Raw genomic sequence first — 26,447 nt, 5'->3', positions numbered from 1 at the left:
CACCATGGACGAGCAGCCCGGGGCCACCCCGGAGAACGCCGACGAGCCCGTCATAGCCCTGCGCGGCGCGACGGCCACCCTCGGCTCGCGGCCGGTCCTCCGCGGCGTCGACCTGACCGTACGGCGCGGCGAGGTCGTGGCGCTGCTCGGCGCCAACGGCTCCGGCAAGTCCACGGCCGTCCGCGCCGTCGTCGGCCAGGTGCCGCTCACCGGCGGCGAGCTGGAGCTGTTCGGCCGCCCCCGGCGCCGCTTCCGCGACTGGGCGCGCGTGGGCTACGTCCCGCAGCGCACCACCGCCGCGGGCGGGGTGCCCGCCACCGTGGGCGAGGTCGTCGCCTCCGGCCGGCTGGCCCGCACCCGCTTCGGCGTGCTGCGCAAGGCCGACCGCGAGGCCGTCGTCCGGGCCCTGGAGCTCGTCGGCATGGCCGACCGGATCAAGGACTCCGTCGACGCCCTCTCCGGCGGCCAGCACCAGCGCGTGCTGATCGCCCGCGCGCTGGCCGGCGAACCCGAGCTGCTGATCATGGACGAGCCGATGGCCGGCGTGGACCTGGCCAGCCAGGAGGTCCTCGCGGACGCCCTGCGCGCCCAGGTCGCCCGCGGCGCCACCGTCCTCGTCGTGCTGCACGAGCTCGGCCCCCTGGAGCCGCTCATCGACCGCGCGGTCGTCCTCCGCGACGGCTGTGTCGTCCACGACGGGCCGCCGCCCGAGGCCGTGGGCCAGCACGCCCTGCCCGGCCACGACCATGTACACCCGCACGCCGGCCCGGTGGCGGAACCGATTCGAACGGGGCTGCTGACCTGATGGAAATCCTCGAACCCGCATTTATGCAGCGGGCCCTGCTCGCCGCCCTGCTCGTCGGCATCACGGCCCCCGCCATCGGCACCTTCCTCGTCCAGCGCCGCCAGGCGCTGATGGGCGACGGGATCGGCCACGTCGCCCTCACCGGTGTCGGCCTGGGCTTCCTGCTCAACGCCAGCCCGGTGTGGATCGCCACCGCCGTCTGCGTCGTCGGCGCCGTGGTGATGGAGCTGATCCGCTCCTACGGCAAGGCCCGCGGCGACATCGCCCTCGCCATGCTCTTCTACGGCGGCATGGCCGGCGGTGTGATGCTGACGAGCCTCTCCGACGCCGGCTCCAACGCCAACCTCGTCTCGTACCTCTTCGGCTCGATCACCACCGTCTCCGAGGAGGACATGGTCGCGATCTGCGTCCTGGCCGCCTTCGTGATCTTGGTCACCATCGGCCTGCGGCGGCAGCTCTTCGCGATCTGCCAGGACGAGGAGTTCGCCCGCGTCACCGGTCTGCCGGTGCGGCTGCTCAACCTGCTGGTCGCGGTCACCGCCGCGGTGACCGTCACCGTCGCCATGCGCGTCGTCGGCCTGCTGCTCGTCAGCGCCCTGATGGTCATCCCGGTCGCCGCCTCCCAGCAGATCGCCCGCAGCTTCGCCATGACCTTCGGCCTGGCCATGGGCATCGGGGTGCTCGTCGCCGTCTCCGGCACCACCACCTCGTACTACGTGGACGTGCCGTCCGGCGCCACCATCGTGCTCCTCGCGATCGGCGTCTTCGTCGCGCTGACGGCCCTCGCCGCGCCCCTGGCGAGGCGGCGCGCGCGGCGCACCGAGGCCGCGGAGGGCTGCACGCTCCGGGTGCCCGAGGCACGCACCGCCACGGACGACGTACAGGTCTGAGCCGGGCGCGGACTTGGCCACCCGGTCGCGGAGGCTGGCACAATTGGCGGCGCGACATGTGCGGATGGGTGTTCAGGCGAGCTTTTGGAGGCAACTGTGGCGACCGCGGGTCCCCCGGTACGCGGCCGGTCCACCAAGCAGCGGGCGGCGGTCGCGGCCGCGCTCGACGAGGTGGACGAGTTCCGGAGCGCACAGGAGCTCCATGACATGCTCAAGCACCAGGGCGCCTCGGTCGGCCTGACCACCGTGTACCGCACGCTCCAGTCCCTCGCCGACGCCGGCGAGGTCGACGTGCTCCGCACCAGCGAGGGCGAGGCGGTCTACCGCCGCTGCTCCAGCGGGCACCACCACCACCTGGTGTGCCGGGAGTGCGGCAAGGCCGTCGAGGTCGAGGGCCCGGCCGTGGAGAAGTGGGCCGACTCCATCGCGGCCGAGCACGGCTTCGTGGACGTCGCCCACACGATCGAGATCTTCGGTACGTGCGGGGAGTGCGCGGCGAAGCGCTGACGCCGCCGCCGACACATACGGAGGGGCCCCGGGCGTCTGCCCGGGGCCCCTCCGTCGTACGTCCCGCCGTTCACCTACCTCACGCGGTGCCCGACTCCTCGGCCTGCTGCTGCTCGTTGGGGACGGCCCCGCCGAACCGGCGGTCCCGCGAGGCGTATTCCAGGCAGGCGCGCCACAGGTCGCGGCGGTCGAAGTCCGGCCAGAGGACGTCCTGGAAGACCATCTCGGCGTAAGCGCTCTGCCAGATGAGGTAGTTGGACGTGCGCTGCTCGCCGGAGGGCCGCAGGAAGAGGTCCACGTCCGGCATGTCCGCGTAGTAGAGGTACTTCGCGAAGGTCTTCTCCGTGACCTTGGACGGGTCGAGCCGGCCCGCCTTCACATCGGCGGCCAGCGCCTGCGCCGCGTCCGCGATCTCCGCGCGCCCGCCGTAGTTCATGCAGAAGTACAGCGTGAGCTTGTCGTTGTCCTTGGTCTGCTCCTGGGCGATCTGGAGCTCCTTGGCCACCGACCGCCACAGCTTGGGCATGCGGCCCACCCAGCGCACCCGGATGCCGAGCGCGTCGAGCTGGTCGCGGGTCTTGCGGATGAAGTCGCGGTTGAAGTTCATCAGGAAGCGCACCTCATCCGGCGAGCGCCTCCAGTTCTCGGTGGAGAAGGCGTAGAGGGAGATGCTCCCGACGCCCATCTCGATCGCGCCCTGGAGCACGTCCAGCACGCGCTCGGCGCCGACCTTGTGGCCCTCGGTGCGCGGCAGGCCGCGGTCCTTGGCCCAGCGGCCGTTGCCGTCCATGACGATCGCCACGTGCTCGGGGACCAGCTCGCCGGGGATCTTCGGCGGCCGCGCCCCGGACGGGTGCGGGTCGGGTGTGCGGTACTCGCGTCGGGAACGGCCCAGAATCCCGCGTCGTGCCATGCGTGCCACTACTCCTTGGTCCCTGTTTCCCTATTTCTCGACATACCGGAGCGAACGGAGGCCCCGCTCCAGGTGCCAGTGCAGATACGCCGCGACCAGGCCGCTGCCCTCTCTGACATGGCGCGGCTCGCAGGCGTCCGCCGTCGCCCAGTCGCCCGTCAGCAGCGCGCCGAGCAGCCCGATCGCCTCCGAGGAGGGTACGACGCTTCCGGGCACCCGGCACTCCCCGCAGACCACGCCGCCGGCGGCCACCGAGAAGAACCGGTTGGGGCCGGGCATACCGCACTTCGCGCAGGCGCCGAAGCTGGGCGCGTAGCCGTTGACGGCCAGGGAGCGCAGCAGGAAGGCGTCCAGGATCAGATGCGGGGCGTGCTCGCCCGCGGCGAGCGTCCGCAGGCCGCCGACGAGCAGCAAATACTGCTGCACGGCGGGCTCGCCCTCGTGGTCGGTGAACCGCTCGGCGGTCTCCAGCATGGCGGTGCCGGCGGTGTAGCGCGCGTAGTCGGTGACGATGGAACCACCGTACGCGGCGATGGTCTCGCTCTGGGTGCAGAGCGGCAGACCGCGGCCGACGAGCTCGCCTCCGCGCGCGAAGAACTGCACGTCGACGTGGGAGAAGGGCTCCAGCCGGGCCCCGAACTTCGATTTCGTGCGGCGCACGCCACGGGCGACGGCCCGGACCCGGCCGTGACCCCGGGTGAGCAGAGTGATGATCCGGTCCGCCTCGCCCAGCTTCTGGGTGCGCAGCACGATGCCGTCGTCGCGGAACAGACTCATGGAGCCATTGTCCCGTACGGGCGGGGCGGGACGGACCGGGGCGGCGCGGGCCCGCTTCGAGAGGCGGAGGGGGAACGGACGAGAGGCGGAGGGAGAACGGACGGAAGCACTCCGAACCGCAGGCAGAATGTGCGCCATGTTGATCTCCCCACTGACCTCCTCGCCGACCGGGAGCGCCCGTTGAGTACGGCCCGTCCGCGCCGCCGGAAACGGCCGCCGGCGATACCCACGGCTCTTCTCGGCATAGTTATCGCCCTGATGTCGGCGTACGTCCTGTTCGTCACCGTTCCGGACAAGCGGGCCGACGGCCGGGCCTTCGCGACGGCCCCGGCCTGCCTCCAGGCCGACCCGTCCCTGGAGTGCAGGCGGCCCGAGGCGGCCACGGTGCGGGGCACGGACACCGTGGGCGAGGGCAGGTCCGCGCACTACTGGCTGACGGTCACCGAGAAGGACGGGCCCTCCCACCGGCTGGACATGATCGGCTCGCCCAAGGTGTTCGGCGCGGTCCGGGCGGGCGACCCGGTGACGGTCACGTCCTGGCGGAGCAAGGTCCGCTTCGTCGAGTTCAAGGGCGCCCGGCAGTACACCGCCGACCAGCCGAAGGACGGCTACCGCCTCCCGCTCTCCTGCGGCCTGGCCCTGCTCGCCCTGAGCGGCACCCTCCTCCGCCTCACCCTCGGCTGGACCCGCCGCCCGGCGACGTCCCCCGCCTTCGGCTACCGCGAACTGATCCTCCCCGCGGTCGCCGGCACCTGGCTGACCGCCGCCGCCTTCATGGCCCCCCTCGTCACGGACTCGGCCCAGACGGGCCTGCTCCTGGCGGCGGCGGGGGGCGGCGGGCCGGTGCTGGTGGTGGCGCTCTGGCGGGCGCGGATGCGGCGTGAGCCGCGACGGGGGCGGTCGGCGGGGCGGGAGCCGGTGGCGTCGTAGCGGGGGTTTTCCCCTACCCGCCCCTTCCCGAACCGGGGCTCCGCCCCGGACCCCCGGGCGCGCTACGCGCGGTGTCCTCAAGCGCCGGACGGGCTGGAAGTGGGTGACCCGAGTCGGCAGGCGGCTTGGGCCGCTACGGCGGCGGCGCCGCAGACACGACCCGGCCCTGCCGGGGAACGGCTGACCTGAGCGAATCCAGCCCGGCTGGAGGCACCTCCCAGCGGTAGCCGGGGGAGTTTGAGGCCACCGCGCGTCAGCGCGGAAAAGGGGGCCCGGGGGCGAAGCCCCCGGTTACGGGAAGGGGCGGGTAGGGGACAGAGCCCCGCGCAGCGGCACCCCCACCCGCACCCACCTCAGCGCCGCCCCCGCCCTCCGGACCGCGGACGCAGCAGCAACGCCGCCAACACCGCCGGCGCCGTCACCAGCAACGTCATCGTCACCAACGTCAGCCCCCGCTCCACCTTCTTCCGCGAAGCCCCCGCCGACTCCCGGTAGTTCGGCCGCGAGGGAAAGCGCGGCGGAACCACCGCCGGAGGCGGAGCCGTACGGAACGGCGGCGGCCGCTCCGCCGACGGCGCGTCAGGAGCCGCGGGCGCGTTCCCGACGGGTACGGGCCCGGGCGGCGCGGCGGGCGCGGCAGGAGCGGGCGGTACGGGCGCGCCGGGACCGGGCGCGGGCTCGTCGGGGGAATCCGGGGGAACGGGCGGCACGGGCGCCGGTGGGACCGGAGGCGCGGGCGCCGGGGGTGCCGGGGCAGGCGGTACGGGCGCGGGCGCCGGAGGCGGCACGGGAACGGGGGCCTCGGCCGCGGGCGGCGCGTCGGCCGGAGGGACGGGCGGGGCAGGCGCGGGCGCCGGAGGAGCGGGCGCGGGCACCGGTGGGACAGGAGGTGCAGGGGCCGGCGCGGGCGGGGCGGGCGGGGCAGGCGCGGGAGGTGCGGGAGGTGCCGGGGCCGGAGGGGCGGGCGCGGGCGCGGGAGGCACCGGAGTAGCGGGAGCCGGAGGTTCCGCAGCCGGAGGGGCGGGCGCGGGCGGCGCGGGCGCCGGAGGGGCAGGGGCTGGAGCGGCAGGGGCCGGGGGCGCGGGGGCGGGCGGGGCCGGGGCCGGAGGGGCAGGAGCCGGTGGCTCCGGCGCCGGAGCCGGAGGAGCGGGGGCCGGGGGCGGAGGTGCCGGTGCGGGAGGAGCGGGGGCCGGTGCGGGAGGAGCAGGCGCAGGCGGCGCAGGCGCAGGCGGCGCGGGCGCGGGAGGAGCAGGCGCAGGCGGCGCCCCCGAATCCCGGCACTTCAGCCACGCGTTCGCGTCCACGGCCACCACATGCGCCGTGACGTCCAGACACCCCTGCCCGTTGTCCACCAGGTTCGCTCTGACCGCCCCGCCGAGCAGATCCGCGTCGACCCGCGACGGCGGATGCGGAGGCACCAGATCCGGCAGCCCGGTGACCAACGCGTCCACCACCGGAGCGCCGCTCACCCCGACGTTCGCCCCCGCGTCCACCGCCGCCGCCTCGCCCGTGCACACGAGCACCGCGGTGACGGCCAGACCCGCCGCATACCTTGCCCTCAGGCGTCCCCTCACCCGGAACAGGCTGCGCGTCCGCGCGTGTGTCCAATCACCGTTCGCCCCGGAGTTCATCCGATAGACGGAACATCCACTCAACCGTGCGATCAGTCGACGTCCAGGACCGCTTTCCCGTGCAGCCGCCGCTGAAGCAACGCGTCGACGGCCTCGGCCGCCCTTTCCCAGCCACCGCGCCACGAGATCTGCGGTGCGAGCTCACCGGCGGCGACCCGGTGGGCGAGCCAGGTCAGGTCCGGCGCGAGGCCCGCGCACTCCGGCAGGGAGAAGGTGACGATCGAGCGGTCGTGCCGCCCGTGGTCGGCGAAGAGCGCGCCGAAGGGAAAGTTCTCGCCCTGGTGCGCGGAGTGCCCGACCGCGACCAGCGTGCCGCCCCGCACCAGCAGCCCGTACGCGTCGACGAGTTGCTGTCCGCCCACCATGTCCACGACGCCGTCCACCGGCTCCGCCACCGCCCGCGGCCCGGCCACCACCTCGTGCGCCCCGGCGGCCCGCAGGCTGTCACCGTGCTTGTCCGGGTCCCCGGTGGACGCGATGACGTGGGCTCCCCCGAGGCGCGCGAGCCGCACCACGTACCGGCCGGTGCCGCCCGTCGCCCCCGTGACCAGTATTCGCCTGCCCAGGATCGGGCCGACGCGGTGCAGGGCGCGCAGCGCGCTCGCCCCCGCGACGGGGACCGTACTGACCGCCCCCGGGTCGGCCCCGGCCGGGACCGTACCGATCCAGCCGGTGTCCACGGCCCGGAGTTCGGCCCACGCCCCGGCCACCCCGAGCGTCACCACGGGCGTACCGGCCGCCGGCCCGGACCCGTCGGCGGCGGCCCGCTCCACCACCCCGGCCGCGTCCCAGCCGAGAACGGCCCCGTCGGGCGCCTCTTGCAGCATGAACCGCACCTCGCCGTAGTTGAGGGACGTCGCCGTCACCCTGATCAGCGCCTGGTTCGGGGCCGGTTCGGGATCGGGCGCCGCACCGAGGCGCAGTCCGGCGGGGGCGGAACGGTCGACGAGCAGAGCACGCATGGCGGTGCACCCTTCACTGAGGATCAAGGATCCCAGTTATGCCACTCAGTGGCATTAGCGCGCAAGTGGCGCTTGCCTCTCGGATACGATCGCCTCATGACCGCTCAGCCCCCGCCGTCCGGCGACGCCCGCCTCCCCCTGCGCGAGCGCAAGAAGCTGCGCACGCGGCAGGCGCTGATCGACACCGCCCTGGAGCTGTTCACCGCACGGGGCTTCGGCGGGGTTACCCTCGACGAGCTCTGCGACGCGGTGGAGATCTCCAAGCGCACGTTCTTCCGCTACTTCGCCGGCAAGGAAGACGTGGCCATGGCGCCCACACAGGATCTGTGGCGGAAATTCCTCGACGACCTGGAGACCCGCGATCCGGGCGACCGCCCGCTGACCGAGATGCTCCAAGAGGCCCTTTTCGCCTCGCTGGAGGGGATGACCGAGGAGGGCTGGGCCCACCGCGCCCTGCTCAGCCGGCGGCTCGCGGAGAAGACCCCGTCCATGGACGCGCACGGCCTGCACTTCTGCCACGGGACGAGCCGTGCGGCGCTCGACGTCCTGCACCGCCGGTTCCGTTTCGACACCCCGGGCGACCTGCGGCCCCGGCTCGCCCTGGACCTGCTGGTCGCCGCCTCCCACTGCGCGATCGAGCAGTGGACGAACCGGCCGGGCGCGCCCACCCACGCCGACCTCGCGACGGATCTGCGCGCCGCGTTCGCGGCACTGCCGGGCAGCCTGACGCTGACCGCCGCGGTACGGGCGGAGTAGACGGGCGGGGCGCCGGACCGGGGCGGCGGAGCCGCCGTCCCGGCCGCCGCCCGCCCCTCCCCCCGCTCACCCCACAGCCGAACCCCGCAGCTCGAACCACACCCGCTTGCCCACGAGCGTCAGCCCGTCCCACTCCCACGCCACCCCGGACGCCTCCGACAGCCGCCGCACGAGCATCAGCCCCCGCCCGCCTTCCGAGTCCGCCGAGACCTTCCGCCGCCACGGGAGCCGGCCGGGGTCGGTGTCGCTCACCCCCACGATCACATGGTCGCGATGCACGGCCACCTCGACGGCGAGGCTGGTCACGCGCGCGTGCCGCACGACGTTGGAGACGACGTCGGACACGCAGACGCAGGCGTTCTCGGCGAGGGCGTCATGCCCGTTCGCGACGAGCGCGGCCGCGACGAACTCGCGTGCGACGCGGGCGGTTCCCGGCCAGGCGGGGGCGGTGAACCGGTAGGTGGACGGGGTGCCGTCTTCGACGGTACGGGGGCGGTCGAGCGTTGCCATACGCATATGGACTCCCTGGATTCTGCCACCTGGCCATCAACTGACCGACGGTTAGCTGCACTTCGGCTCCCGGAGGGGGACGCCTGGTACCGCCAGGACCGTAGGGCACAAATCTGGACCGGCACAATCCTGTGCCCACTTTCGAGTGAACGAATGGACCACCGGGACGGCAACGGGGCACACTCAGGACCACCGAACGGAAGGGTCATTTCGCATGCCGCCGAGGAGCAACCCGACTGCACGGCAAGTGAGGTTGGGGTCAGAGCTGCGGAAGTTACGCGAGGCATCCGGCATGCCCGCGAAGGAGGCCGGCGCGCTACTCGGAGGCGGCTCCGCTCAGATAAGCCACATCGAGGCGGGCCGCTGGGGCGTGAGTGCGGACCGTGTACGTCATATGGCGAAGCTCTACTCATGCGACGACGCCGTCCTCATCGCGGCCTTGTGCGCCATCACTGAGGAGCGTCGCGGCCAGCACTGGTGGGACGCATATCGGGGTGTACTGGCACAAAGGTTCATGGATATCGCGGAGTTGGAGCACCACGCCATCCACCTCCGATACCTGCAATCCGTTACGTTTCCCGGCCTCATGCAGGTCGAAGGCTATGCGCGCGCTCTCTTCGGGAGCGCGGTCCCTGGGCTGTCCGTAGATGAGCTCGAAGCGCGCGTGGAGCACCGCCTCAGGCGGCGCATTGTGCTCACATGTGATAGCCCTCCGAGGCTGGATGCAATCATCCATGAGGCCGCACTACGCATGCGGATCGGCGGCCGCAAAGTGGCTCAGGAGCAGCTCGATCACGTGCTGGAGATCTCCCAGCAGCCAGGGGTGGTAGTCCGAGTCATCCCATTTACCCATGAGAGCTTCGTCGATGTAAGCCAAACCGCACTGTATGCGTTCGGCGTTGTCCCTCAGCTGGACACTGTGCAGGTCGACACGCCGCTCGGCGGCCGGTACCTGGACGCGGTCACGGACCTCGACAGCTATCGGAAGCGCCTTGACCTGGTGCTTCAGTCCTCGTTGTCACCCGCCGAATCCCGGGCATTCATTCACCGTATCGCCCGAGAGCTGTGAGAGCCCCGATGAACGCTGACATCCAGTGGCGGAAATCCTCCTTCTCGACAGGAGACGGAGAACAATGCGTCGAGCTCGCAGCCGATGCGGGCATCATCCTCATGCGCGAAAGCGACTCCCCCCAGGTGGTCATACGGACCACACCGGGCCGCCTCACATCTCTCCTTTCCAGCCTCCGGTCCGGCAGGACACACTGGCAGAAGTCCTCGTTCTCCGAAGCCGAAGGCAGCTGCGTCGAGCTGAGACGCCACGGCGGGCACATCGGCATCCGGGAGAGCGGCTATCCCGACGTCGTCATCTCCACCAGTCCGAACGCCGTCCGCGCGTTCCTGACGCGCGTCAGGCGACTCCCGTAGTCGGACAGGTCAGAACGGGGTCGTCCGGGCCGCCGCCGCCAGCAACCGGTCCGTGTCCTCCGGACACAACAGCAACGCCCGCCCCACCGTCGCCAGAACCTCCCGCTCGGCGGGCCGGTACGGCCCGTCCGCCAGGGCGATCCGCGCACCCTGCAGCAGGATCGCCTCGCGGCCGGCGGGGGCGAGGTGCGGAGCCAGCGGCTCCAGGGCCTCGTGGAGTTCGATGGCGAGTGCCGTGCCCCGGGGGTCGAAGCCGTCGCGGCACGGCGTGCCGTCGCCGAGGCCGCCGCCGCCCGCGTACATGCCGGGGAGCCGCCCGGTGTCCGCCGCGAGGGCTTCGATCAGGGTGATCAGCTGCTCCTCACTACAGTCGACGAAACCCGCCGCGCGGACCGCGCCGACCGCCGCGCGGCGGACCGTACGGGCCTCCGTGCCGCCCGCGGCGAGGACGGCGAGGGCGACGGTGTGCACCGCGTCGCGGAGCATCGCGGAGAAGCGGGTGGTGGTGGGGTGGTCGAGGACGTCCATGCCGTAGCGGGTGCGACAGGCGGTGCACTCGACGATCGGACCGGCCGGGCCGCGCGGCAGCAGCGGCACGCCGAACGCGACGAGACGGCGGCGACCGGTGCGGCGGCGGTAGTTGCGGTCGCCCCCGCAGCCGGGGCAGTAGAACTCGCCGTCACCGACGGTCCGCCATACGGTGCGCACGCCCACCACGCACCGGTCCGGACCGGATCGGCCTCGCGCGTACATCACGGCGCACCTCCATAACGCCACGACCCCATGGCCGCGTTGACGTGATGTTAGCCACATCGATGATGTGGCGTCAGTACCCCGTGCGCAGAGTCCGGGCGCCAGTTGGCCGGATACACCACCGGGCCACCGGATACGGTGGATTCGGTGACGGCGGCTTGACGCCCGGACGGAACGGGCGCGGGGTACCGACGGCGACAGCCGTCAGTCGCGGTGCGCGCGGTTGACCGCCGAGACGACGGCCTTGATCGAGGCGCGCGTGGTGTTGGGGTCGATGCCGATGCCCCAGAGGACCTTGCCGTCGATCACGCACTCGATGTACGAGGCGGCCTGGGCGCTGGCGCCCTCGCTCATGGTGTGCTCGGTGTAGTCGAGCAGGCGGGCGTCGACGCCGAGGGTGGCGAGGGCGTCGAAGAAGGCGGAGATCGGACCGTTGCCGGTGCCGGTCAGGACCGTGTCGGCACCGTCCACGACGGCGTCGACGGTCAGGACGTCGGTGTCCTCGCCGGCGGTGGTGGTCTGGTGGGAGCGGAGGGCGATCCGGCCCCAGGGATTGGCGGCCGTGGGCAGGTACTCGTCCTGGAAGACGGACCAGATCTCCTGCGGGGTGACCTCGCCGCCCTCGGCGTCCGTCTTGTTCTGGATGATCTTCGAGAACTCGATCTGCATCCGGCGGGGCAGTTCCAGCTTGTGGTCGTTCTTGAGGACGTACGCGATGCCGCCCTTGCCGGACTGGGAGTTGACGCGGATGACGGCCTCGTACGAACGGCCGACGTCCTTGGGGTCGATGGGCAGGTAGGGGACGGCCCACTCGATGTCGTCGACGGTCTTCCCGGCGGCGGCCGCCTCGGTCTCCATGGCCTCGAAGCCCTTCTTGATGGCGTCCTGGTGGGAGCCGGAGAAGGCGGTGTAGACCAGGTCGCCCGCGTAGGGGTGGCGCGGGTGGACCTCCATCTGGGTGCAGTACTCGGCGGTGCGGCGGACCTCGTCGATCTGGGAGAAGTCGATCTGCGGGTCGACGCCCTGGGAGAAGAGGTTCATGCCCAGGGTGACCAGGTCGACGTTGCCGGTCCGCTCGCCCTGGCCGAACAGGCAGCCCTCGACGCGGTCGGCGCCGGCCATGACGGCCAGCTCGGCGGCGGCGACGGCGGTGCCGCGGTCGTTGTGCGGGTGCACGGAGAGGCAGATGTGCTCGCGCCGGGAGAGGTTGCGGGACATCCACTCGAAGCGGTCGGCGTGGGTGCTGGGCGTGGAACGCTCCACCGTGGCGGGCAGGTTGAGGATGATCTCGCGGCCGGCCTCGGGCTGCCAGACGTCCATGACGCCTTCGCAGACCTCCAGGGCGAAGTCCAGCTCGGTGTCGGTGAAGATCTCCGGCGAGTACTGGTAGCCGAAGATCGTGTCGTCGCCGAGGATCTTGTCGGCGTACTCGGTGACCAGGCGGGTGCCGTCGACGGCGATCTGCTTGACCTGCTCGCGGGAGCCCCGGAAGACGACGCGGCGGAAGACGGGGGCCGTGGCGTTGTAGAGGTGGACCGTGGCGCGGTGGGCGCCGCGCAGGGATTCGACGGTCCGCTCGATCAGCTCTTCGCGCGCCTGGGTCAGGACGGAGATCGTCACGTCCTCGGGGATCGCGCCCTCTTCGATGATCGACCGTACGAAGGCGAAGTCGGTGGCGCCGGAGGAGGGGAAGCCGACCTCGATCTCCTTGTAGCCCATGCGGACGAGGAGGTCGAACATCTCGCGCTTGCGGGCCGGGGACATCGGGTCGATCAGGGCCTGGTTGCCGTCGCGCAGGTCGGTGGAGAGCCAGCGGGGGGCGGCGGTGACGCGCCGGTCGGGCCAGGTGCGGTCGGGGATGTCGACGGCTTCGTACCGTCCGTACTTGTGGACCGGCATTCCGGAGGGCCGCTGGGTGACGGTGGCGGCGGTGACGGGCGTGGGGCGGCCGACGGCCAGGGTCTCGGAAGTGCGGGGCTCGGGCATCTGCGTGGGGCTCCTCGGGTGTCCGCGTGGACGGCCGACGGGGGCTGGATCACCGGGCGGGTGAACCGCAGCACCGAACTCCGCGGGGAGGGGGTCGGCCTACGACTACAGACCCTCACCGCGGCAGCTAAGAAGAAGCAGCCCGTAACGCATGATGTCCAGCACGCTAACCGAGGCAACCGCGATGTGGAAGGCCCGTATCAGCATGCGGGACACGCCCGGTCGCTGCGGTGGCATCGGCGGCACACACGCGCCCGGCGGTACCGCGGAGAGGAAATGCGGAATCGCTGTCCTTCAAATGATAGCCAACCACTCGTTTTAATTAAGCTCGGCGGCAGGCAGTGACAAACCGGAGACGTGCTGCCACATTGCACGCCATGAAACCCGCAATGCACCCCGTCTTCTGCACGATCGTGCCTCCGCACGTCCTGGACAAACTCGCCCAGTCGGAGGACCCGGCGGTCTCCGAGTCCGCGCGGCGCACCCTGGAGCACGACTCCCTCCAGCGCACCCGGCGCCGGATCACCACGCTGCGTGGCGTCGCCGCGCCCACGGGCACCCCGTCCGACAAGCCCGAGCGCACCATCTACGACGCCGAGCACCGCGAGGTCGCACCCGGCCGCAAGGTGCACGCGGAGGGCGACGCGCCGTCCAACGACACCACCGTCAACCGCGCCCACGCCGGTCTGGGCGCCACCTTCGAGCTGTTCCTCAAGGTGTACGGGCGGCACTCCATCGACGACGCCGGATTGCCGCTGGACGCCACCGTCCACTACGGCGAGAAATACGACAACGCGTTCTGGGACGGCTCCCAGATGGTCTTCGGTGACGGGGACAACGACCTCTTCCTGGATTTCACCATTCCGGTGGATGTCATCGGCCATGAGCTCACCCACGGCGTGACCCAGCACACGGCCAATCTGGAGTACTACGGCCAGTCGGGCGCGCTGAACGAGTCCGTCTCGGACGTCTTCGGCTCGCTGATCAAGCAGTACGCGCTGGGGCAGTCCGCCGACCAGGCCGACTGGCTGATCGGGGCGGGGCTGCTGGGCCCGAACGTGGACCGCGGGGTGGCGCTGCGCTCGATGAAGGCGCCGGGCACGGCCTACGACGACGACGTGCTGGGCAAGGACCCGCAGCCGGCGACGATGGACGACTACGTCAGGACGTCGCGGGACAACGGCGGGGTGCACATCAATTCCGGCATCCCGAACCACGCCTTCTACCTGCTGGCCACCGACCTCGGCGGCAACGCCTGGGAGCGCGCGGGGAAGATCTGGTACGCCACGCTGACCGGCGGCGAGCTGCTGGCCTCCGACGCCGACTTCGCGGAGTTCGCGCGGCTGACGGCGGCGTCGGCCCGGACACTCTTCGGCGAGGGGGACGAGATCCAGGCCGTGCTCAAGGCGTGGTCGTCGGTCGGGGTCCCCGCCTCGTAGAGCCGGGCGATCGGGGTAAGGATGGCGTCATGCGGATTGCCATCACCCGTACCGGCGGTTTCGCCGGTATCGAGCGTCGGGCCGAGCTGGACACCACCGGCCGGCCCGACGCGACCCATGTACAGGCCCTGGCGCACCGGGCGCTCGCCTCGGCCGCCGAGGAGGGCACGGCGGTGACCGGGGTGCCGGACGGCTTCCGGTACGAGATCAGCGTGGACGGCCGTACGATCCACTGCGCCGACCCGCACCTCACCCATGAGCAGCGGGAACTGATCCGGTTCGTGCTCAAGGAAGGCGCCTGACGCGGGTTTGCGTCAGGCGCCTGTGGGAGCGGCGTCGGTGATCAGAAGCCGAGCTTGCGCAGCTGCTTGGGGTCGCGCTGCCAGTCCTTGGCGACCTTCACATGCAGGTCGAGGAAGACCGGGGTACCGAGGAGCGCCTCGATGTGCTTGCGGGACTTCATGCCGACCTCCTTCAGCCGGGAGCCCTTGGGGCCGATGATGATGCCCTTCTGGCTGGGGCGCTCGATGTAGACGTTGGCGTGGATGTCCAGCAGCGGCTTGTCGGCCGGGCGGTCCTCGCGCGGCAGCATCTCCTCGACCACGACGGCGATGGAGTGCGGCAGCTCGTCGCGCACGCCCTCCAGGGCGGCCTCGCGGATCAGCTCCGCGACCATGACCTGCTCGGGCTCGTCGGTGAGGTCGCCCTCGGGGTAGAGCGGCGGGCTCTCCGGCAGCAGTGGCGCGATCAGGTCGGCCAGCAGCGCGACCTGCTTGTCCCCGACGGCCGAGACCGGGACGATCTGCGCCCACTGGATGCCCAGCTCGTCGCCCAGCTGCTGGACGGCGATGAGCTGCTCGGCGAGCTGCTTGGAGTCGACCAGGTCCGTCTTGGTGACGATCGCGATCTTGGGGGTCTTCTTGATCCCCGCGAGCTCCTTGGCGATGAACTTGTCACCCGGCCCGAGCTTCTGGTCGGCGGGCAGGCAGAAGCCGATCACGTCGACCTCGGCCCAGGTGGTCCGCACGACGTCGTTGAGCCGCTCGCCGAGCAGGGTGCGCGGCTTGTGCAGCCCGGGGGTGTCCACCAGCACGAGCTGGGCGTCCGGGCGGTGCACGATGCCGCGCACGGTGTGCCGGGTGGTCTGCGGCCGGTTGGAGGTGATCGCGACCTTCGTCCCCACCAGTGCGTTGGTCAGGGTCGACTTGCCCGCGTTGGGGCGGCCGACGAAGCACGCGAAGCCCGCGCGGTGAGGGGGCTGGGAGGGGGAGGCAGCACTGTCCATACGGGGTATTCTCCCCGATCCGTCGGCGGGTGCCGACCAGTGGGCCGGGGGGTGGGGGCCGGGCGGGCCGGGGTGACGGTCCGGGCGTGGGCCGGGGCGCGGTCCGGCGTGGGCCCTGCGGGCGGCCTTTCCCCAGCCCCGCCCCTTCCCGAACCGGGGCTCCGCCCCGGACCCCGGTCCTCAAACGCCGGACGGGCTGATTTTCAGCCCGTCCGGCGCTTGAGGACATTCGGGAAGGGGCGGGTAGGGGACAAGGCCGCCCGCAGGGCCCACGCCGCGCTCAAGCCCGCCGCCTCGCCCGCACACTCCGCAGCAAAAAGACCCCCGCCAACGGCAACAGCAGCGCGGCCACCAGCACCACCCAGTCCGTCCCCTCCCCCCGCCGCCACCCGATGATCAGCGAAGCCCACAGCAGCGCCGCCGCCGGCAGAGGCGTCCACGTCCCCACGGTCTCGGCGCGGGCCGCCGCGCGGGGACGGCCGCGGGTCAGCAGCAGCTGGCGGATGCCGTGCGGCCAGAGGACGAGCAGCCAGGCGGAGGTCACCCAGTCGAAGCCCTCGCCGAGCGCCCACTCGACGAGGACACCGATGGTGAGGATCGCTCCGGCGACCACCAGCACGAGGTTCAGGACGTTCGACCCGCGCCCGTCCGTGGTCCGCGCCGGACCCGTCTCCGGCGGCTCCAGCGGCTCCGGCGTCTCCGGCCCCGTCGGCTTCCTCACGACGCTCAGCCCGCCGGAAGCGTGGTGCGTACGGTGCCGTCGGGGCCCGCGAGGAGGACGGGCGTGTCGGGGCCCCCGAGGTCCCGTACAGCGGCGCGGTCCTCGTCCGGCAGGGCCTCGGCCTCGGAGACGACGGCGGCGGCCTCCAGCGACTTCGCCCCGCTGGCGACGGCCATCGCGACCGCGGTGCGGAGGGCGGAGAGCCGGAGGGAGTCGAGGGCCACGGTCCCGGCGACGTACGTCCGGCCCGTCTCGTCACGCACGGCGGCGCCCTCGGGGACGCCGTTGCGGGCCCGCGCGGAACGGGCCAGCGTAATGATCTTGCGGTCTTCGGGGTCCAGAGTCGTCTCCGTCATAGCGGCGAGCATATGCAGCGACGGCACGGGCGGGGAGGCAGGGGCGGCGGGGGCCCGTGTCGGGCGGGCGCCTCGCGGGACTCGTCCGACCCCGTACGGGCTCCCGGGCAGGGCCCCGGAGAAGCGGCGCTCCGGACCGGTGCCCTCGGGAGAACACCTCGCGGGACTCCTCCGCCGCCCATGCCGGCTTCCGGGTGGTGGGCCGAGACGGACGTCGCTCCGGGCGGGCGCCCTCAGGAGAAGGCCACCCGACACCCGAGCGTCTCCCCGGACCGCGCGACCGCGAACCCCCTCAGCCCGCCACCGAAAGCATCCCCCCGCGCCGCCCCTCCGGGGAGTTCAGCCACGCCACCTTCGCCGCCGTGCCCGACTCCGGCACCGGATTGTGCAGCACGATCACCAGGTCCGGCCGGGCCGGTACCCGCAGCTGGGTGCTCTCCAGGTAGAGCGTGCCGACGAGCGGGTGGTCGAACTCCTTCACGAGCTGGCCGGCGGGCTGGACATCGCCGCGCGCCCACATCTCGGCGAACTCGGGGCTCCCCGCCGACACCTCCGTCACGACCTCCTGGAAGCCCTCGTCGTCAGGGCGCTCCGAACAGGCGGCCCGGTACTGCGCGACGAGGCGCCGGGCGTTCTCGTCCCAGTTGGTGGCACGGGCGCGGTAGACGGGGTCGGTGAAGAAGTTGACCAGGCAGTTCTGCTTCGCGCCCGGGCGGAAGCCGAGCACCAGACCGGCCGACTCGTTGTGGGCGACCAGGTTCCAGTAGGGATCCATGATGTGCGCGGGGTTGGGCATCCAGCCGTCGATGAGCCGGTGCAGCCCTTCGCACAGGTACTCCGGGTCCTGCGCGGACTCCGGCTGCGGCGGGTTCAGCCCGGCCAGCACGTACAGATGGCGGCGCTCCGGGCCGTCCATCCGCAGGACCCGCGCGACCGCGTCCAGGACCTGCGGGGAGACGGTGATCTCACGCCCCTGCTCCAGCCACTGGTACCAGGAGGCGCCCACTCCGGCGAGGACCGCGACCTCCTCGCGGCGCAGGCCCGGGGTGCGGCGGCGGGCGCCGCCGTCCGGCAGCCCGGCCTCGCCGGGACTCACCCGCGCCCGCCGGCTCATCAGGAAGTCCCTGAGCTCCTGCCGGCGGCGCGACTTCCCGCCGCGCGGCTCCGGCACCGTCCGCTCTTCGGTCCGGCTGATACTCAACGGCTCCCCCTCGCCTGGTGGTACGGGCACCACCATAAGCACTGTCTCCCCATGCGTATTCCGGGCGCCCGAGGGTGGTGACCATGGCGATCGACACCTCCCCTGCCTCTGCTCCCCCTTCTCCTTCCGCTTCCTCCGCTTCCTCCGCTTCCTCCACTTCCTCCGCTTCTTCTTCCGTCCCCGCCGACGCGGGCGGGATGTCCGGCCGCGAGAAGCTGATCCTGCTGGTGCTGTGCGCCGCGCAGTTCATCGTCGCGCTCGACTTCTCGATCCTGAACGTCGCGCTGCCCGTCCTCGGTGCCGACCTGGGCATGGGCCAGGCCGACCTCCAGTGGGCCGTGACCGCGTTCGCGCTGCCGTCCGGCGGCTTCCTGCTGCTCTTCGGCCGGATCGCCGACCTCCACGGGCGCCGCCGGCTCTTCCTCTCCGGACTCGCCCTGTTCGCCGTGGCCTCCGTGCTCGCCACGCTCGCCTGGAACCCGGCCGTCTTCCTCGCGGGACGCGCCCTCCAGGGGCTGGGCGCCGCCGTCATCGTGCCGACGGGCATGTCCCTGCTGACCACGACCTTCACCGAGGGCCCCCGGCGCGAGCGGGCGCTCGGCATCAGCGGCACCCTGCTCTCCCTCGGCTTCACCATCGGCATGGTCCTCGGCGGCGTCATGACCGACTCCCTGGGCTGGCGCTCCACGATGGGGCTGCTGGCCGTGGCGGGCGTCGCCATCCTGGCCGTCGCGCCGGGCCTGCTGACCGAGTCCCGGCACCCCGGGCGGCCCCGGATCGACGTCCCGGGCGCCGTGACCGTCACCGGCGGCCTGCTGGCCCTGATCTACGCCCTGTCGACGGCGGCCCAGCGCGGCTTCGGCGGCGTGGACGTCCTCGGCACGCTCGTGGCCGGCGTCGGGCTGCTCGTCGCCTTCGTGGTCGTGGAGTCGCGGGCCGCCGAGCCCCTCGTCTCGCTGCCGATGCTGCGCCGGCGGTCGGTCGCCTGGGGGAACCTGGCCGGGCTGGTCACGTTCTCGATGATGAGCACGGTCGTCTTCCTGCTCACCCTCTATCTCCAGGAGGTGCTGGAGCTCTCGGCCTTCCGCACCGGTCTGGTCTTCGGCTTCCAGGGTGTCTTCGCCGCCGTCGCCGGCCTCACCGCGCCCAGGGTCATCGCCCGTATCGGCGCCCGCAACACGCTCGTCGCCGGTCTGGCCGTCCAGGCCGTCTTCACCGCCGCGCTCCTCGGCATCGGCCTCGGCTCCGGCGGCGCGTGGCTGGCGATGGCCGCCTCGACACTGGCCTGCGTGGGCCACCTGTGGGCGATCGTCTCCTACGGCGTCACCGCCACGTCGGGGCTGCCCGACGGGGAACAGGGGCTGGCGACGGGTCTGGTGACCAGTTCTCAGCAGATCGGGATCACGGTGGGGATTCCGCTGCTCAGCGCGGTGGCCTCGGCGCGGGTTTCCGCTCTGCGGGACGGGGGCTCTTCGTTCGAGGCGGCGACGCTGGGCGGGGTCCGGCTGGGGCTCGGGGTCGACGCGGTGGTGGTGGCGGTGGTCGCGGTGGCCGTCGCGGTGGGGTTGCGGCGGGTCGGGCGGCGGGCCTGACGGGGGTTCTTTCCCCGGCCCCGCCCCTTCCCGAAAGTCCTCAAGCGCCGGACGGGCTGATTTCAGCCCGTCCGGGGGCACCTCCCAGCGGTAGCTGGGGGAGCTTGAGGACCGGGGTCCGGGGCGGAGCCCCGGAAGCGGGAAGGGGCGGGTAGGGGACAAAGCCGCCCGCAGGGCCCCCTACGCCGCCCCCTCCTCCGTCCCGCCGTCACGCAACGGCTCCACCAACACCGTCACGATCCGGTTCCTACGCCCCGCCGCCGACTCCGCCGTGAGCCGCAACCCCGAAAGCACCGCGTCCCCCAGCCCGTACGCCGCCAGATCCACCGTCGCCGTGGCCCCCGCGATCGGGACCCGGCCCAGGGACTTCGCCAGCAGGCCGCCGACCGTCTCGACGTCCTCGTCGTCGAACTCCTCCAGGCCGTACAGCTGGCCCAGGTCGCCGATGTCCAGGCGGGCCGTGACGCGGTAGCGGCCGTCGCCGAGCTCCTCGACGGGCGGGAGCTCGCGGTCGTACTCGTCGGTGATCTCGCCGACGATCTCCTCGAGGATGTCCTCGATCGTGACGATGCCGGCCGTGCCGCCGTACTCGTCGATGACGACCGCGCAGTGGGTGCGCTGCTGCTGCATCTCGCGCAGCAGGTCGCCCGCGTTCTTGGTGTCCGGCACGAAGACCGCGGGCCGCATCGCCGTCGAGACCAGCTCGGACTCCGCGCCCCGGCTGATGTGCGTCTTCCGGACCAGGTCCTTCAGATAGACGATGCCGACGATGTCGTCCTCGCTCTCGCCGGTCACCGGGATGCGGGAGAAGCCGGAGCGCAGCGCCAGTGTCAGCGCCTGCCGGATCGTCTTGCCGCGCTCGATGACCACGAGGTCGGTGCGGGGCACCATCACCTCGCGTACGAGCGTGTCGCCCAGCTCGAAGACGGAGTGCACCATGCGGCGCTCCTCGTCCTCGATGAGCGACTCCTGCTCGGCGAGGTCGACCATGGCCCGCAGCTCCGCCTCGGAGGCGAAGGGGCCCTTGCGGAATCCCTTGCCCGGGGTGAGGGCGTTGCCGATGAGGATCAGCAGCTGCGGCACCGGGCCCATGATCCGGGCCAGGGGCAGCAGGACGTACGCCGCCGCGGTCGCGGTGTTCAGCGGGTGCTGGCGGCCGATGGTGCGCGGGGAGACCCCGACGGCCACATAGCTGACGAGGACCATCACGGCGATGGCGACGGTCAGGGCCTGCCAGGTGGTGTCGAACTCGCGCAGGCAGACGTAGGTGACGACGACCCCGGCCGCCATCTCGCAGGCGACGCGCACGAGGAGCGCCACATTGAGATAGCGGGTCGGGTCGGCCGCGACGGCCATCAGCTTGGCGCTGCCGCGCCGCCCGGACCGCACCGCCTCCTCGGCCCGGAAGCGGGTGGTCCGGGCGAGGCCCGTCTCGGCACAGGCGGCGAGCCAGGCGACGACGAGCAGCAGGACCGCTACGGCGATGAGCTGCCCGGTCACGTGATCGTGGGAGCCGGGGAGGGCCCCTCGATCCCGCGCTCGGCGCGCCAGCCGTCGACGATCGCCGCCTGGAGGCCGAACATCTCGGCCTTCTCGTCGGGCTCCTCGTGGTCGTAGCCGAGCAGGTGGAGGATGCCGTGGACGGTGAGGAGCTGGAGCTCCTCGTCCATGGAGTGGCCCGTGGGGGCCTCCTCGCCCTGCTTCTTCGCGACCTCCGGGCACAGCACGATGTCACCGAGCAGGCCCTGCGGCGGCTCGTCGTCGTCCTTGGCCGGCGGGCGCAGCTCGTCCATGGGGAAGGACATCACGTCGGTCGGACCGGGGAGGTCCATCCACTGGATGTGGAGCTGCTCCATGGCCTCCTCGTCGACCACGATGACCGAGAGTTCGGAGAGGGGGTGGATGCGCATCCGGGCCAGGGCGTAGCGGGCGACGTCGAGGACCGCCTGCTCGTCGATGTCCGTGCCGGATTCGTTGTTGACGTCGATGGCCATGGTTCGCGGGTCTTCTCGCTTCTGGGGGGACTACAGCCCTGCGCGGCTGTCGAACTGCTCGTACGCGTCGACAATACGGCCGACCAGCTTGTGCCGGACAACGTCCGTGCTGGTGAGCCGTGCGAAGTGGACGTCCTCCACGCCCTCCAGGATGTCCTGGACCTGGCGCAGTCCGCTCTTCGTACCGCCCGGGAGGTCGATCTGGGTGATGTCACCCGTGACGACGATCTTGGAGTCGAAGCCGAGCCGGGTGAGGAACATCTTCATCTGCTCGGCGCTGGTGTTCTGCGCCTCGTCGAGGATGATGAAGGCGTCGTTGAGCGTGTTGTGCGTCAGCAGGTAGTCCTGGGTGACGTAGAGGGAGTCTTCCGCCGCGACCTGGATGCAGACGGCTTCCTCGCGCCCCGCGGGCTCGATGCTGTCGATGAAGCGCATCGGACGGCCGCCGCCTCCCGCTGCACGGTACGTCTCGGCCTTACGGGCGAGACGGAACGGCTCGACGCCCTCGGGGAGCCGGATGTCGACGATGTGGGCGTCGTGGCGGTGCTGCACATCGCGGCCCTTCACCCTCCCCGGGTTCCTGCCCTCGGCGGCCCGGCGACGGGTGTACGCGACACCGCCCAGCGACTGCACCAATGCGATCACATCGTCCCTGAGTAGGATCGACGTCGTCGTGTACTGGATGCGACAAGTGCGGTCCGACTGGGTGACAGGGCCGCCGTCCGTATCAAGGAGCCCCTGAAGCACCGCCAGGCGCACTTCAGCCGAGTTGTACAGGTAATCGTCCGGGACGAATTTCGAGTATGCCTTGGAGCCGAGCAGGTCCAGCTTGCGGAGGGCTTGCTTGAGCGGATGCGTCAGGACAGTGCCGTCTGCATCACTCAGGGTCGGCACACGGTTGACGAGATAATTGTAGCCGCCACGCGACCGCACCTTGATGTCAGGAACTGCCGCTTCCACTGCGGAGATCAGCTCCGGGTCGGCTGTAGTAAACGATGGAGTGTTGCCTTGCGCGATGCAGCCATCGCCGAGCAGCAGCCCCAGAGCGTACGGGTCAATCGGGACCTCGTGCTCGGTGAACTGCACCGGTGCGGTGAGTATGGGCAACTCATAGCGGCGGTAGTGCGCTGCCCGCAGGTTGCCGATCATCTCCTGGGTCTCCAAAACCCGCCACGGCTTGTCACGACGCTTGTCGTCGCGCGTCCTGACCGTCCACAGGTGCTCACCACAGCACAGCGTCCACGAACCGTCCTGAGCGGACACACGGTAGATGTCCTTCTCACCCTGCGGGTATACGCCCAGCACCGGAGTCGGTTCTCCATTCGAGCCGACGACCAGGTCACCGACCTGGAGGCTGCCGATGGGGCGCCAACCGTCCGGCGTCAGAACATTCGTGAACGTCGGGTGCGCTCTACCCCGCATATACGCCAGCGGCGCCACCTCGATCGTCCCCGCCGCCATCAGCCGCGGGATCGAGTCGGGGTCGAGCATGTCGTGCAGGGCGTCGTAGAGCGGCCGCAGATAGGGGTCGATCTTCTCGTAGAGCGTGCCGGGCAGGAAGCCGAGCCGCTCGCCCGCCTCGACGGCCGGCCGGGTGAGGATGATGCGGTTGACCTGCTTGGACTGGAGGGCCTGGACGGCCTTGGCCATGGCCAGGTAGGTCTTGCCGGTGCCGGCGGGGCCGATGCCGAAGACGACCGTGTGCTTGTCGATGGCGTCGACGTAGCGCTTCTGGTTGAGCGTCTTGGGGCGGATCGTGCGCCCCCGGTTGGAGAGGATGTTCTGGGTGAGGACCTCCGCGGGGGTCTCGCCGCCGCTCTCGCCCTCGTCGCGCAACATCGCGATCGACCGTTCCACCGCGTCCTCCGTCATCGGCTGTCCGGTGCGGAGCACCAGCATCATCTCGTCGAACAGGCGCTGTACGAGGGCCACGTCCCCTGGGGCCCCGGTGGCGCTGACCTCATTGCCCCGGACGTGTATGTCCGTACCGGGGAAGGCCTTCTCGATCACGCGCAGGAGGCTGTCGCCGGAGCCCAGGACCGTCACCATGGGGTGCTTGGCCGGGACCGTGAAGCGGGCCGTCGCCTGCGGTTGTGTGGGTGTCTGAGTCATGGGCCGGCTCTGGGGCCTGCTCATCCCTCTTTCCGTGTCTCACTGCGTCCGGTTCTCGGTCCGGCCCGTGTCGCCGGGCCGCAATCTCGTCCGCTGACCTTGCACGTCAAGGGTACGACGGCCCGCCGACGGGCCCGAGGGGTTTTACGGCTGGCGGAAGCCCAGCGTGGGCACGGCGCGGCGCAGCGGCCAGGGCCGGGCGGCGGCGGGCAGCAGGCCGTCGAGGAAGGCGTAGCGGCGCAGGGTGGCCGGGGTCTGGTCGTCGTAGGACCGCACGTGTTTCCACCAGGCGGCGACCTCCGCCCAGCCGGGTGCGGAGAGTGACCCCCCGAACTCCTGTACGGACAGGGCGGCGGTGAGGCCCGCGAAGGCGAGCCGGTCGGCGAGCGGCCACCCGGCCAGGGTGCCGGTGACGAAGCCCGCGACGAAGACGTCGCCCGCGCCGGTGGGGTCGAGGGCCTCGACGCCGATGGCGGGCACCTCGGCGCTCTCGCCGGTGCGGCCGTCGACCGCGAAGGCGCCCTTCTCGCCCATGGTGACGACGGCGAGCGGCACCTTCTCGGCCAGGGCGCGGGCGGCGGCGCGCGGGCAGTCCGTGCGGGTGTAGCGCATGGCCTCCTCGGCGTTGGGCAGGAAGGCCTCGCAGTGCTCCAGGTCGGCGAGGTCGGAGGGGTCCCAGCGGCCGGTCTCGTCCCAGCCGACGTCGGCGAAGACCCGGCTGCCGCGGCGGGCGGCGGTGGCGATCCACTCCTCCTCGCGGCCGGGCACGAGCAGGGCCACGCAGGCGCGGGCCGGGGGCGGGCACTCGGGGGCCGGTTCCTCGGGGGGCGGTGCCTCGTGGCCGTGGGAGACCATCGTGCGCTCGCCCTCGTAGGCCATGGAGACGGTGACCGGGGAGTGCCAGCCGGGGACGGTGCGGGAGAGCCCGAGGTCGATGCCCTCGCCACGCGAGAGGGCGTCCCAGCAGTACTCGCCGTACATGTCGTCGCCGAAGGCGGCGGCGAGCGAGGTGCGCAGGCCGAGGCGGGCGAGGGCGGTGGCCATGTTGGCGACGCCGCCGGGGCTGGAGCCCATGCCGCGGGCCCAGGACTCGGTGCCGCGCACGGGGGCCGAGTCCAGGCCGGTGAAGATGATGTCGAGGAAGACGGTGCCGGTCAGATAGACGTCGGTCTCCGGATCACCCTCCCCGCGGACCTCGGCGAGGGGGTCGAGGACGGGGGCCGGCCCGGGGCGGCCCCCGGGATCCGCGGGCCCCGGGACGCGCTCTCCTCGGAAAGCCGACGGCGCCACCGCATGAGGCGAAGAGATCGTCATGCTCGCTCGCTGCTCCTCTCAGGGGATGCGGGTCCGGACAGTCTGCCCGATGCTGCGATACGTTCCGTTCCATGAGGCTGACGATTCTCGGCGGTGGCGGATTCCGGGTTCCTCTTGTGCACCGGGCCCTGTTGGACGACGCGCGGCGCGACGCGCCGGGCCGGTGCACCGAGCTCGTCCTGTACGACACCGATCCCATCCGGCTGAAGGTGATCGAGTCCGTGCTGTCCGCGCAGGCGGCGGACGTGCCCGGCGCGCCGGCGGTGCGGGTCGCGAGAGACCTGGACGAGGCGCTGCGCGGCGCCGACTTCGTGTTCTCGGCGATCCGGGTGGGCGGCACGGCGGGACGTGTGCGCGATGAAAGGATTCCGCTGGGCGAGCGGGTCCTGGGCCAGGAGACGGTGGGCGCGGGCGGGGTGCTCTACGGGCTGCGGACGATCCCGGTGGCGATGGACATCGCCGAGCGGGTCGCGGCGGCCGCCCCGGACGCCTGGGTCATCAACTTCACCAACCCCGCGGGGATGGTGACCGAGGCCATGGAGACCGTCCTGGGTGAACGGGTGATCGGCATCTGCGATTCACCCGTGGGGCTGGTGAGGCGCGCGGCACGGGCGGTGGACGCGGATCCGGACCGGGTGCGTTTCGACTACGTGGGTCTCAACCACCTCGGGTGGCTGCGGTCATTGACGCTGGAGGGGCGGGAGCTGCTGCCGGGGCTGCTGGGCGACGAGAAGGCGCTGCTCTCCTTCGAGGAGGGCAAGCTCTTCGGCCCGGAGTGGCTCCAGGCGCTCGGCGCCCTGCCCAACGAATACCTGCACTACTACTACTTCCGCCGGGAGACGCTGCGCTCCGTGCTGGACTCGGTGGAGACCCGGGGCGAGTTCCTCGACCAGCAGCAGGGCCAGTTCTTCACGACGGCCGCCGCCGCGCTCGACAAGGCGTACGAGCTGTGGGAGCGGACCCGGCGCCGCCGGGAGGAGACCTACATGGCCGAGAGCCGGGCGGCGAGCGGCGGCTGGCAGCGGGACTCCTGCGACCTCGACGGCGGCGGCTACGAGCGGGTGGCGCTCGCCCTGATGCGGGCGATCTCCGGGGACGAGCGGACCCGGCTCGTCCTGAACGTCCGCAACGGCACGACGGTGCCCGCGCTGGACGCCAAGGCGATCATCGAGACGGTGTGCGAGGTGAGCGCCAAGGGCGCCCGGCCGCTGCCGTGCGCACCGCTGCGGGAGGACCAGCTCGGGCTGATGCTCCAGCTCAAGGCGGTCGAGCGGGCGGCGATCGAGGCGGCCGTACGGGGCGACCGGGGCGCGGCGCTGAGGGCGCTGGCGCTGCACCCGCTCGTCGACTCCCCCGCGGTGGCGGCCCGGATCCTGGCACGGTCCGAGGTGTATCCGCTCCCGGTGTAGGGGGCGGGGCCGGACGAGGCACCGGCCGCGGCCCCGCCCCGGGGTCGCGGCCGCGGCCGTAGAGGGAAAGGTAGACGTAGCCGCCCCCTCCGACCTGCGGTTTTCTTGACCTACTCATGGGGCGCCGCTGTGACGTCCGTCGTTGACCGGGCCCGTCCGGCCCCTTAACTTCGCGCTGC

26 protein-coding genes are annotated in these 26,447 nt (G+C 71.9%); 11 read left to right on the top strand and 15 right to left on the bottom strand.

Annotated features, from left to right (window positions below; all coding sequences use genetic code 11):
- The first annotated feature begins 4 nt into the window (after positions 1-4).
- The 3 genes from LUZ64_RS02060 to LUZ64_RS02050 all read left to right on the top strand — a co-directional run bounded on the left by LUZ64_RS02060 (position 5) and on the right by LUZ64_RS02050 (position 2,202).
- Positions 5-805 carry a metal ABC transporter ATP-binding protein gene (locus LUZ64_RS02060; protein WP_095581729.1) on the top strand — a complete coding sequence of 267 codons (801 nt, stop codon included), beginning with the start codon at positions 5-7 and terminating at the stop codon, positions 803-805.
- Entirely contained in the window at positions 805-1,695 is an 891-nt protein-coding gene (locus tag LUZ64_RS02055; protein WP_095581726.1) for a metal ABC transporter permease, read from the top strand. The genes LUZ64_RS02060 and LUZ64_RS02055 overlap by 1 nt, the downstream gene beginning before the upstream one ends.
- 96 nt (positions 1,696-1,791) lie before the next feature.
- The gene (locus LUZ64_RS02050) at positions 1,792-2,202 is read left to right on the top strand and encodes a Fur family transcriptional regulator (protein ID WP_087928215.1); all 411 of its coding nucleotides are present in this window, start codon (positions 1,792-1,794) and stop codon (positions 2,200-2,202) included.
- Positions 2,203-2,281: 79 nt separating this feature from the next.
- Here LUZ64_RS02050 and LUZ64_RS02045 read toward each other — a convergent pair whose 3' ends face one another.
- Together LUZ64_RS02045 and recO are read right to left on the bottom strand one after the other, a co-directional pair.
- Positions 2,282-3,115 (bottom strand): isoprenyl transferase, encoded by an 834-nt coding sequence (locus tag LUZ64_RS02045; protein ID WP_095581725.1) that lies wholly within the window; start codon positions 3,113-3,115, stop codon positions 2,282-2,284.
- Positions 3,116-3,145: 30 nt separating this feature from the next.
- Positions 3,146-3,892 carry a DNA repair protein RecO gene (gene recO / locus LUZ64_RS02040; protein ID WP_095581724.1) on the bottom strand — a complete coding sequence of 249 codons (747 nt, stop codon included), beginning with the start codon at positions 3,890-3,892 and terminating at the stop codon, positions 3,146-3,148.
- A 258-nt stretch (positions 3,893-4,150) separates the two neighbouring features.
- Between recO and LUZ64_RS02035 the strand changes: the two genes are divergently transcribed.
- Entirely contained in the window at positions 4,151-4,822 is a 672-nt protein-coding gene (locus LUZ64_RS02035; RefSeq protein ID WP_232390126.1) for a hypothetical protein, read from the top strand.
- Between the two features lie 579 nt (positions 4,823-5,401).
- Here the strand turns inward: LUZ64_RS02035 and LUZ64_RS02030 are convergent.
- Together LUZ64_RS02030 and LUZ64_RS02025 are read right to left on the bottom strand one after the other, a co-directional pair.
- Positions 5,402-6,112: a hypothetical protein gene (locus tag LUZ64_RS02030; protein WP_232390127.1), complete on the bottom strand. Its 711-nt coding sequence runs from the start codon at positions 6,110-6,112 to the stop codon at positions 5,402-5,404.
- Positions 6,113-6,485: 373 nt separating this feature from the next.
- Positions 6,486-7,415, bottom strand: coding sequence for a zinc-binding dehydrogenase (locus LUZ64_RS02025; RefSeq protein WP_095579697.1), 930 nt, complete (start codon positions 7,413-7,415; stop codon positions 6,486-6,488).
- Between the two features lie 96 nt (positions 7,416-7,511).
- On the opposite strand from LUZ64_RS02025, the gene LUZ64_RS02020 reads away from it, so the two are divergent.
- Positions 7,512-8,171, top strand: a complete 660-nt coding sequence (locus LUZ64_RS02020; protein WP_095579698.1) for a TetR family transcriptional regulator — start codon at positions 7,512-7,514, stop codon at positions 8,169-8,171.
- A gap of 66 nt (positions 8,172-8,237) precedes the next feature.
- Here LUZ64_RS02020 and LUZ64_RS02015 read toward each other — a convergent pair whose 3' ends face one another.
- The gene (locus tag LUZ64_RS02015; protein ID WP_095582205.1) at positions 8,238-8,687 is read right to left on the bottom strand and encodes an ATP-binding protein; all 450 of its coding nucleotides are present in this window, start codon (positions 8,685-8,687) and stop codon (positions 8,238-8,240) included.
- A 208-nt stretch (positions 8,688-8,895) separates the two neighbouring features.
- Here LUZ64_RS02015 and LUZ64_RS02010 point away from each other — a divergent pair, with 208 nt between their 5' ends.
- Both LUZ64_RS02010 and LUZ64_RS37445 read left to right on the top strand, forming a co-directional pair.
- Entirely contained in the window at positions 8,896-9,750 is an 855-nt protein-coding gene (locus LUZ64_RS02010) for a helix-turn-helix domain-containing protein (protein WP_095582204.1), read from the top strand.
- A gap of 8 nt (positions 9,751-9,758) precedes the next feature.
- Entirely contained in the window at positions 9,759-10,106 is a 348-nt protein-coding gene (locus LUZ64_RS37445) for a DUF397 domain-containing protein (protein ID WP_308251426.1), read from the top strand.
- A 9-nt stretch (positions 10,107-10,115) separates the two neighbouring features.
- Here LUZ64_RS37445 and LUZ64_RS01995 read toward each other — a convergent pair whose 3' ends face one another.
- Together LUZ64_RS01995 and leuA are read right to left on the bottom strand one after the other, a co-directional pair.
- The gene (locus LUZ64_RS01995) at positions 10,116-10,859 is read right to left on the bottom strand and encodes a tellurite resistance TerB family protein (protein ID WP_095582203.1); all 744 of its coding nucleotides are present in this window, start codon (positions 10,857-10,859) and stop codon (positions 10,116-10,118) included.
- Positions 10,860-11,063: 204 nt separating this feature from the next.
- Entirely contained in the window at positions 11,064-12,845 is a 1,782-nt protein-coding gene (leuA, locus tag LUZ64_RS01990) for a 2-isopropylmalate synthase (RefSeq protein WP_095582202.1), read from the bottom strand.
- A gap of 377 nt (positions 12,846-13,222) precedes the next feature.
- On the opposite strand from leuA, the gene LUZ64_RS01985 reads away from it, so the two are divergent.
- Positions 13,223-14,284 carry a M4 family metallopeptidase gene (locus LUZ64_RS01985; protein ID WP_095582201.1) on the top strand — a complete coding sequence of 354 codons (1,062 nt, stop codon included), beginning with the start codon at positions 13,223-13,225 and terminating at the stop codon, positions 14,282-14,284.
- Positions 14,285-14,313: 29 nt separating this feature from the next.
- Positions 14,314-14,586: a protealysin inhibitor emfourin gene (locus LUZ64_RS01980; RefSeq protein WP_087928203.1), complete on the top strand. Its 273-nt coding sequence runs from the start codon at positions 14,314-14,316 to the stop codon at positions 14,584-14,586.
- A 41-nt stretch (positions 14,587-14,627) separates the two neighbouring features.
- On the opposite strand, the gene era is transcribed toward LUZ64_RS01980, so the two are convergent.
- The 4 genes from era to LUZ64_RS01960 form a co-directional block, all read right to left on the bottom strand.
- Positions 14,628-15,569: a GTPase Era gene (era, locus tag LUZ64_RS01975; protein ID WP_095582200.1), complete on the bottom strand. Its 942-nt coding sequence runs from the start codon at positions 15,567-15,569 to the stop codon at positions 14,628-14,630.
- Between the two features lie 280 nt (positions 15,570-15,849).
- On the bottom strand, positions 15,850-16,290 hold the full coding sequence (locus LUZ64_RS01970; RefSeq protein WP_095583840.1) for a hypothetical protein: 441 nt from the start codon (positions 16,288-16,290) through the stop codon (positions 15,850-15,852).
- A 5-nt stretch (positions 16,291-16,295) separates the two neighbouring features.
- Positions 16,296-16,646 carry a cytidine deaminase-like protein gene (locus tag LUZ64_RS01965; protein ID WP_095583841.1) on the bottom strand — a complete coding sequence of 117 codons (351 nt, stop codon included), beginning with the start codon at positions 16,644-16,646 and terminating at the stop codon, positions 16,296-16,298.
- A gap of 292 nt (positions 16,647-16,938) precedes the next feature.
- Positions 16,939-17,760, bottom strand: coding sequence for a helix-turn-helix transcriptional regulator (locus LUZ64_RS01960; protein ID WP_232390145.1), 822 nt, complete (start codon positions 17,758-17,760; stop codon positions 16,939-16,941).
- 284 nt (positions 17,761-18,044) lie between these two features.
- On the opposite strand from LUZ64_RS01960, the gene LUZ64_RS01955 reads away from it, so the two are divergent.
- Complete coding sequence (locus LUZ64_RS01955; protein ID WP_232390146.1) at positions 18,045-19,439, top strand: MFS transporter; 1,395 nt, start codon at positions 18,045-18,047, stop codon at positions 19,437-19,439.
- A gap of 180 nt (positions 19,440-19,619) precedes the next feature.
- On the opposite strand, the gene LUZ64_RS01950 is transcribed toward LUZ64_RS01955, so the two are convergent.
- The 4 genes from LUZ64_RS01950 to LUZ64_RS01935 all read right to left on the bottom strand — a co-directional run bounded on the left by LUZ64_RS01950 (position 19,620) and on the right by LUZ64_RS01935 (position 24,859).
- Positions 19,620-20,939, bottom strand: a complete 1,320-nt coding sequence (locus tag LUZ64_RS01950) for a hemolysin family protein (RefSeq protein WP_095579872.1) — start codon at positions 20,937-20,939, stop codon at positions 19,620-19,622.
- A complete protein-coding gene (ybeY, locus tag LUZ64_RS01945; RefSeq protein WP_087928198.1) occupies positions 20,936-21,433 on the bottom strand; it encodes an rRNA maturation RNase YbeY in 498 nt (165 codons plus the stop codon). The genes LUZ64_RS01950 and ybeY overlap by 4 nt, the downstream gene beginning before the upstream one ends.
- A gap of 30 nt (positions 21,434-21,463) precedes the next feature.
- A complete protein-coding gene (locus LUZ64_RS01940) occupies positions 21,464-23,545 on the bottom strand; it encodes a PhoH family protein (RefSeq protein ID WP_095579870.1) in 2,082 nt (693 codons plus the stop codon).
- A gap of 144 nt (positions 23,546-23,689) precedes the next feature.
- Positions 23,690-24,859 carry a carbohydrate kinase family protein gene (locus LUZ64_RS01935; protein ID WP_232390128.1) on the bottom strand — a complete coding sequence of 390 codons (1,170 nt, stop codon included), beginning with the start codon at positions 24,857-24,859 and terminating at the stop codon, positions 23,690-23,692.
- 71 nt (positions 24,860-24,930) lie between these two features.
- On the opposite strand from LUZ64_RS01935, the gene LUZ64_RS01930 reads away from it, so the two are divergent.
- Positions 24,931-26,268 (top strand): 6-phospho-beta-glucosidase, encoded by a 1,338-nt coding sequence (locus LUZ64_RS01930; RefSeq protein ID WP_095579868.1) that lies wholly within the window; start codon positions 24,931-24,933, stop codon positions 26,266-26,268.
- Positions 26,269-26,447: the final 179 nt, after the last annotated feature.

Origin of the sequence: Streptomyces albireticuli, assembly GCF_021228125.1 — a bacterium.
Taxonomy (GTDB): domain Bacteria; phylum Actinomycetota; class Actinomycetes; order Streptomycetales; family Streptomycetaceae; genus Streptomyces; species Streptomyces albireticuli.
The sequence above is the reverse complement of the archived record's forward strand: the minus strand, read 5'-3'. Positions and strand labels throughout refer to the sequence as shown.

Bases quoted from the DNA above. Each gene is read 5' to 3' on its own strand.
- LUZ64_RS01940 (WP_095579870.1), bottom strand. From the start codon at position 23,545: ATGACTCAGACACCCACACAACCGCAGGCGACGGCCCGCTTCACGGTC.
- LUZ64_RS01985 (WP_095582201.1), top strand. From the start codon at position 13,223: ATGAAACCCGCAATGCACCCCGTCTTCTGCACGATCGTGCCTCCGCAC.
- LUZ64_RS02025 (WP_095579697.1), bottom strand. From the start codon at position 7,415: ATGCGTGCTCTGCTCGTCGACCGTTCCGCCCCCGCCGGACTGCGCCTC.
- LUZ64_RS01930 (WP_095579868.1), top strand. From the start codon at position 24,931: ATGAGGCTGACGATTCTCGGCGGTGGCGGATTCCGGGTTCCTCTTGTG.
- LUZ64_RS01980 (WP_087928203.1), top strand. From the start codon at position 14,314: ATGCGGATTGCCATCACCCGTACCGGCGGTTTCGCCGGTATCGAGCGT.
- recO (WP_095581724.1), bottom strand. From the start codon at position 3,892: ATGAGTCTGTTCCGCGACGACGGCATCGTGCTGCGCACCCAGAAGCTG.
- LUZ64_RS02045 (WP_095581725.1), bottom strand. From the start codon at position 3,115: ATGGCACGACGCGGGATTCTGGGCCGTTCCCGACGCGAGTACCGCACA.
- LUZ64_RS01965 (WP_095583841.1), bottom strand. From the start codon at position 16,646: ATGACGGAGACGACTCTGGACCCCGAAGACCGCAAGATCATTACGCTG.
- LUZ64_RS02015 (WP_095582205.1), bottom strand. From the start codon at position 8,687: ATGCGTATGGCAACGCTCGACCGCCCCCGTACCGTCGAAGACGGCACC.
- ybeY (WP_087928198.1), bottom strand. From the start codon at position 21,433: ATGGCCATCGACGTCAACAACGAATCCGGCACGGACATCGACGAGCAG.
- LUZ64_RS01995 (WP_095582203.1), bottom strand. From the start codon at position 10,859: ATGTACGCGCGAGGCCGATCCGGTCCGGACCGGTGCGTGGTGGGCGTG.
- LUZ64_RS02060 (WP_095581729.1), top strand. From the start codon at position 5: ATGGACGAGCAGCCCGGGGCCACCCCGGAGAACGCCGACGAGCCCGTC.
- LUZ64_RS01935 (WP_232390128.1), bottom strand. From the start codon at position 24,859: ATGACGATCTCTTCGCCTCATGCGGTGGCGCCGTCGGCTTTCCGAGGA.
- LUZ64_RS37445 (WP_308251426.1), top strand. From the start codon at position 9,759: ATGAACGCTGACATCCAGTGGCGGAAATCCTCCTTCTCGACAGGAGAC.
- LUZ64_RS01955 (WP_232390146.1), top strand. From the start codon at position 18,045: ATGTCCGGCCGCGAGAAGCTGATCCTGCTGGTGCTGTGCGCCGCGCAG.
- LUZ64_RS01960 (WP_232390145.1), bottom strand. From the start codon at position 17,760: ATGAGCCGGCGGGCGCGGGTGAGTCCCGGCGAGGCCGGGCTGCCGGAC.
- era (WP_095582200.1), bottom strand. From the start codon at position 15,569: ATGGACAGTGCTGCCTCCCCCTCCCAGCCCCCTCACCGCGCGGGCTTC.
- LUZ64_RS02035 (WP_232390126.1), top strand. From the start codon at position 4,151: ATGTCGGCGTACGTCCTGTTCGTCACCGTTCCGGACAAGCGGGCCGAC.
- LUZ64_RS02055 (WP_095581726.1), top strand. From the start codon at position 805: ATGGAAATCCTCGAACCCGCATTTATGCAGCGGGCCCTGCTCGCCGCC.
- LUZ64_RS02020 (WP_095579698.1), top strand. From the start codon at position 7,512: ATGACCGCTCAGCCCCCGCCGTCCGGCGACGCCCGCCTCCCCCTGCGC.
- LUZ64_RS02010 (WP_095582204.1), top strand. From the start codon at position 8,896: ATGCCGCCGAGGAGCAACCCGACTGCACGGCAAGTGAGGTTGGGGTCA.
- leuA (WP_095582202.1), bottom strand. From the start codon at position 12,845: ATGCCCGAGCCCCGCACTTCCGAGACCCTGGCCGTCGGCCGCCCCACG.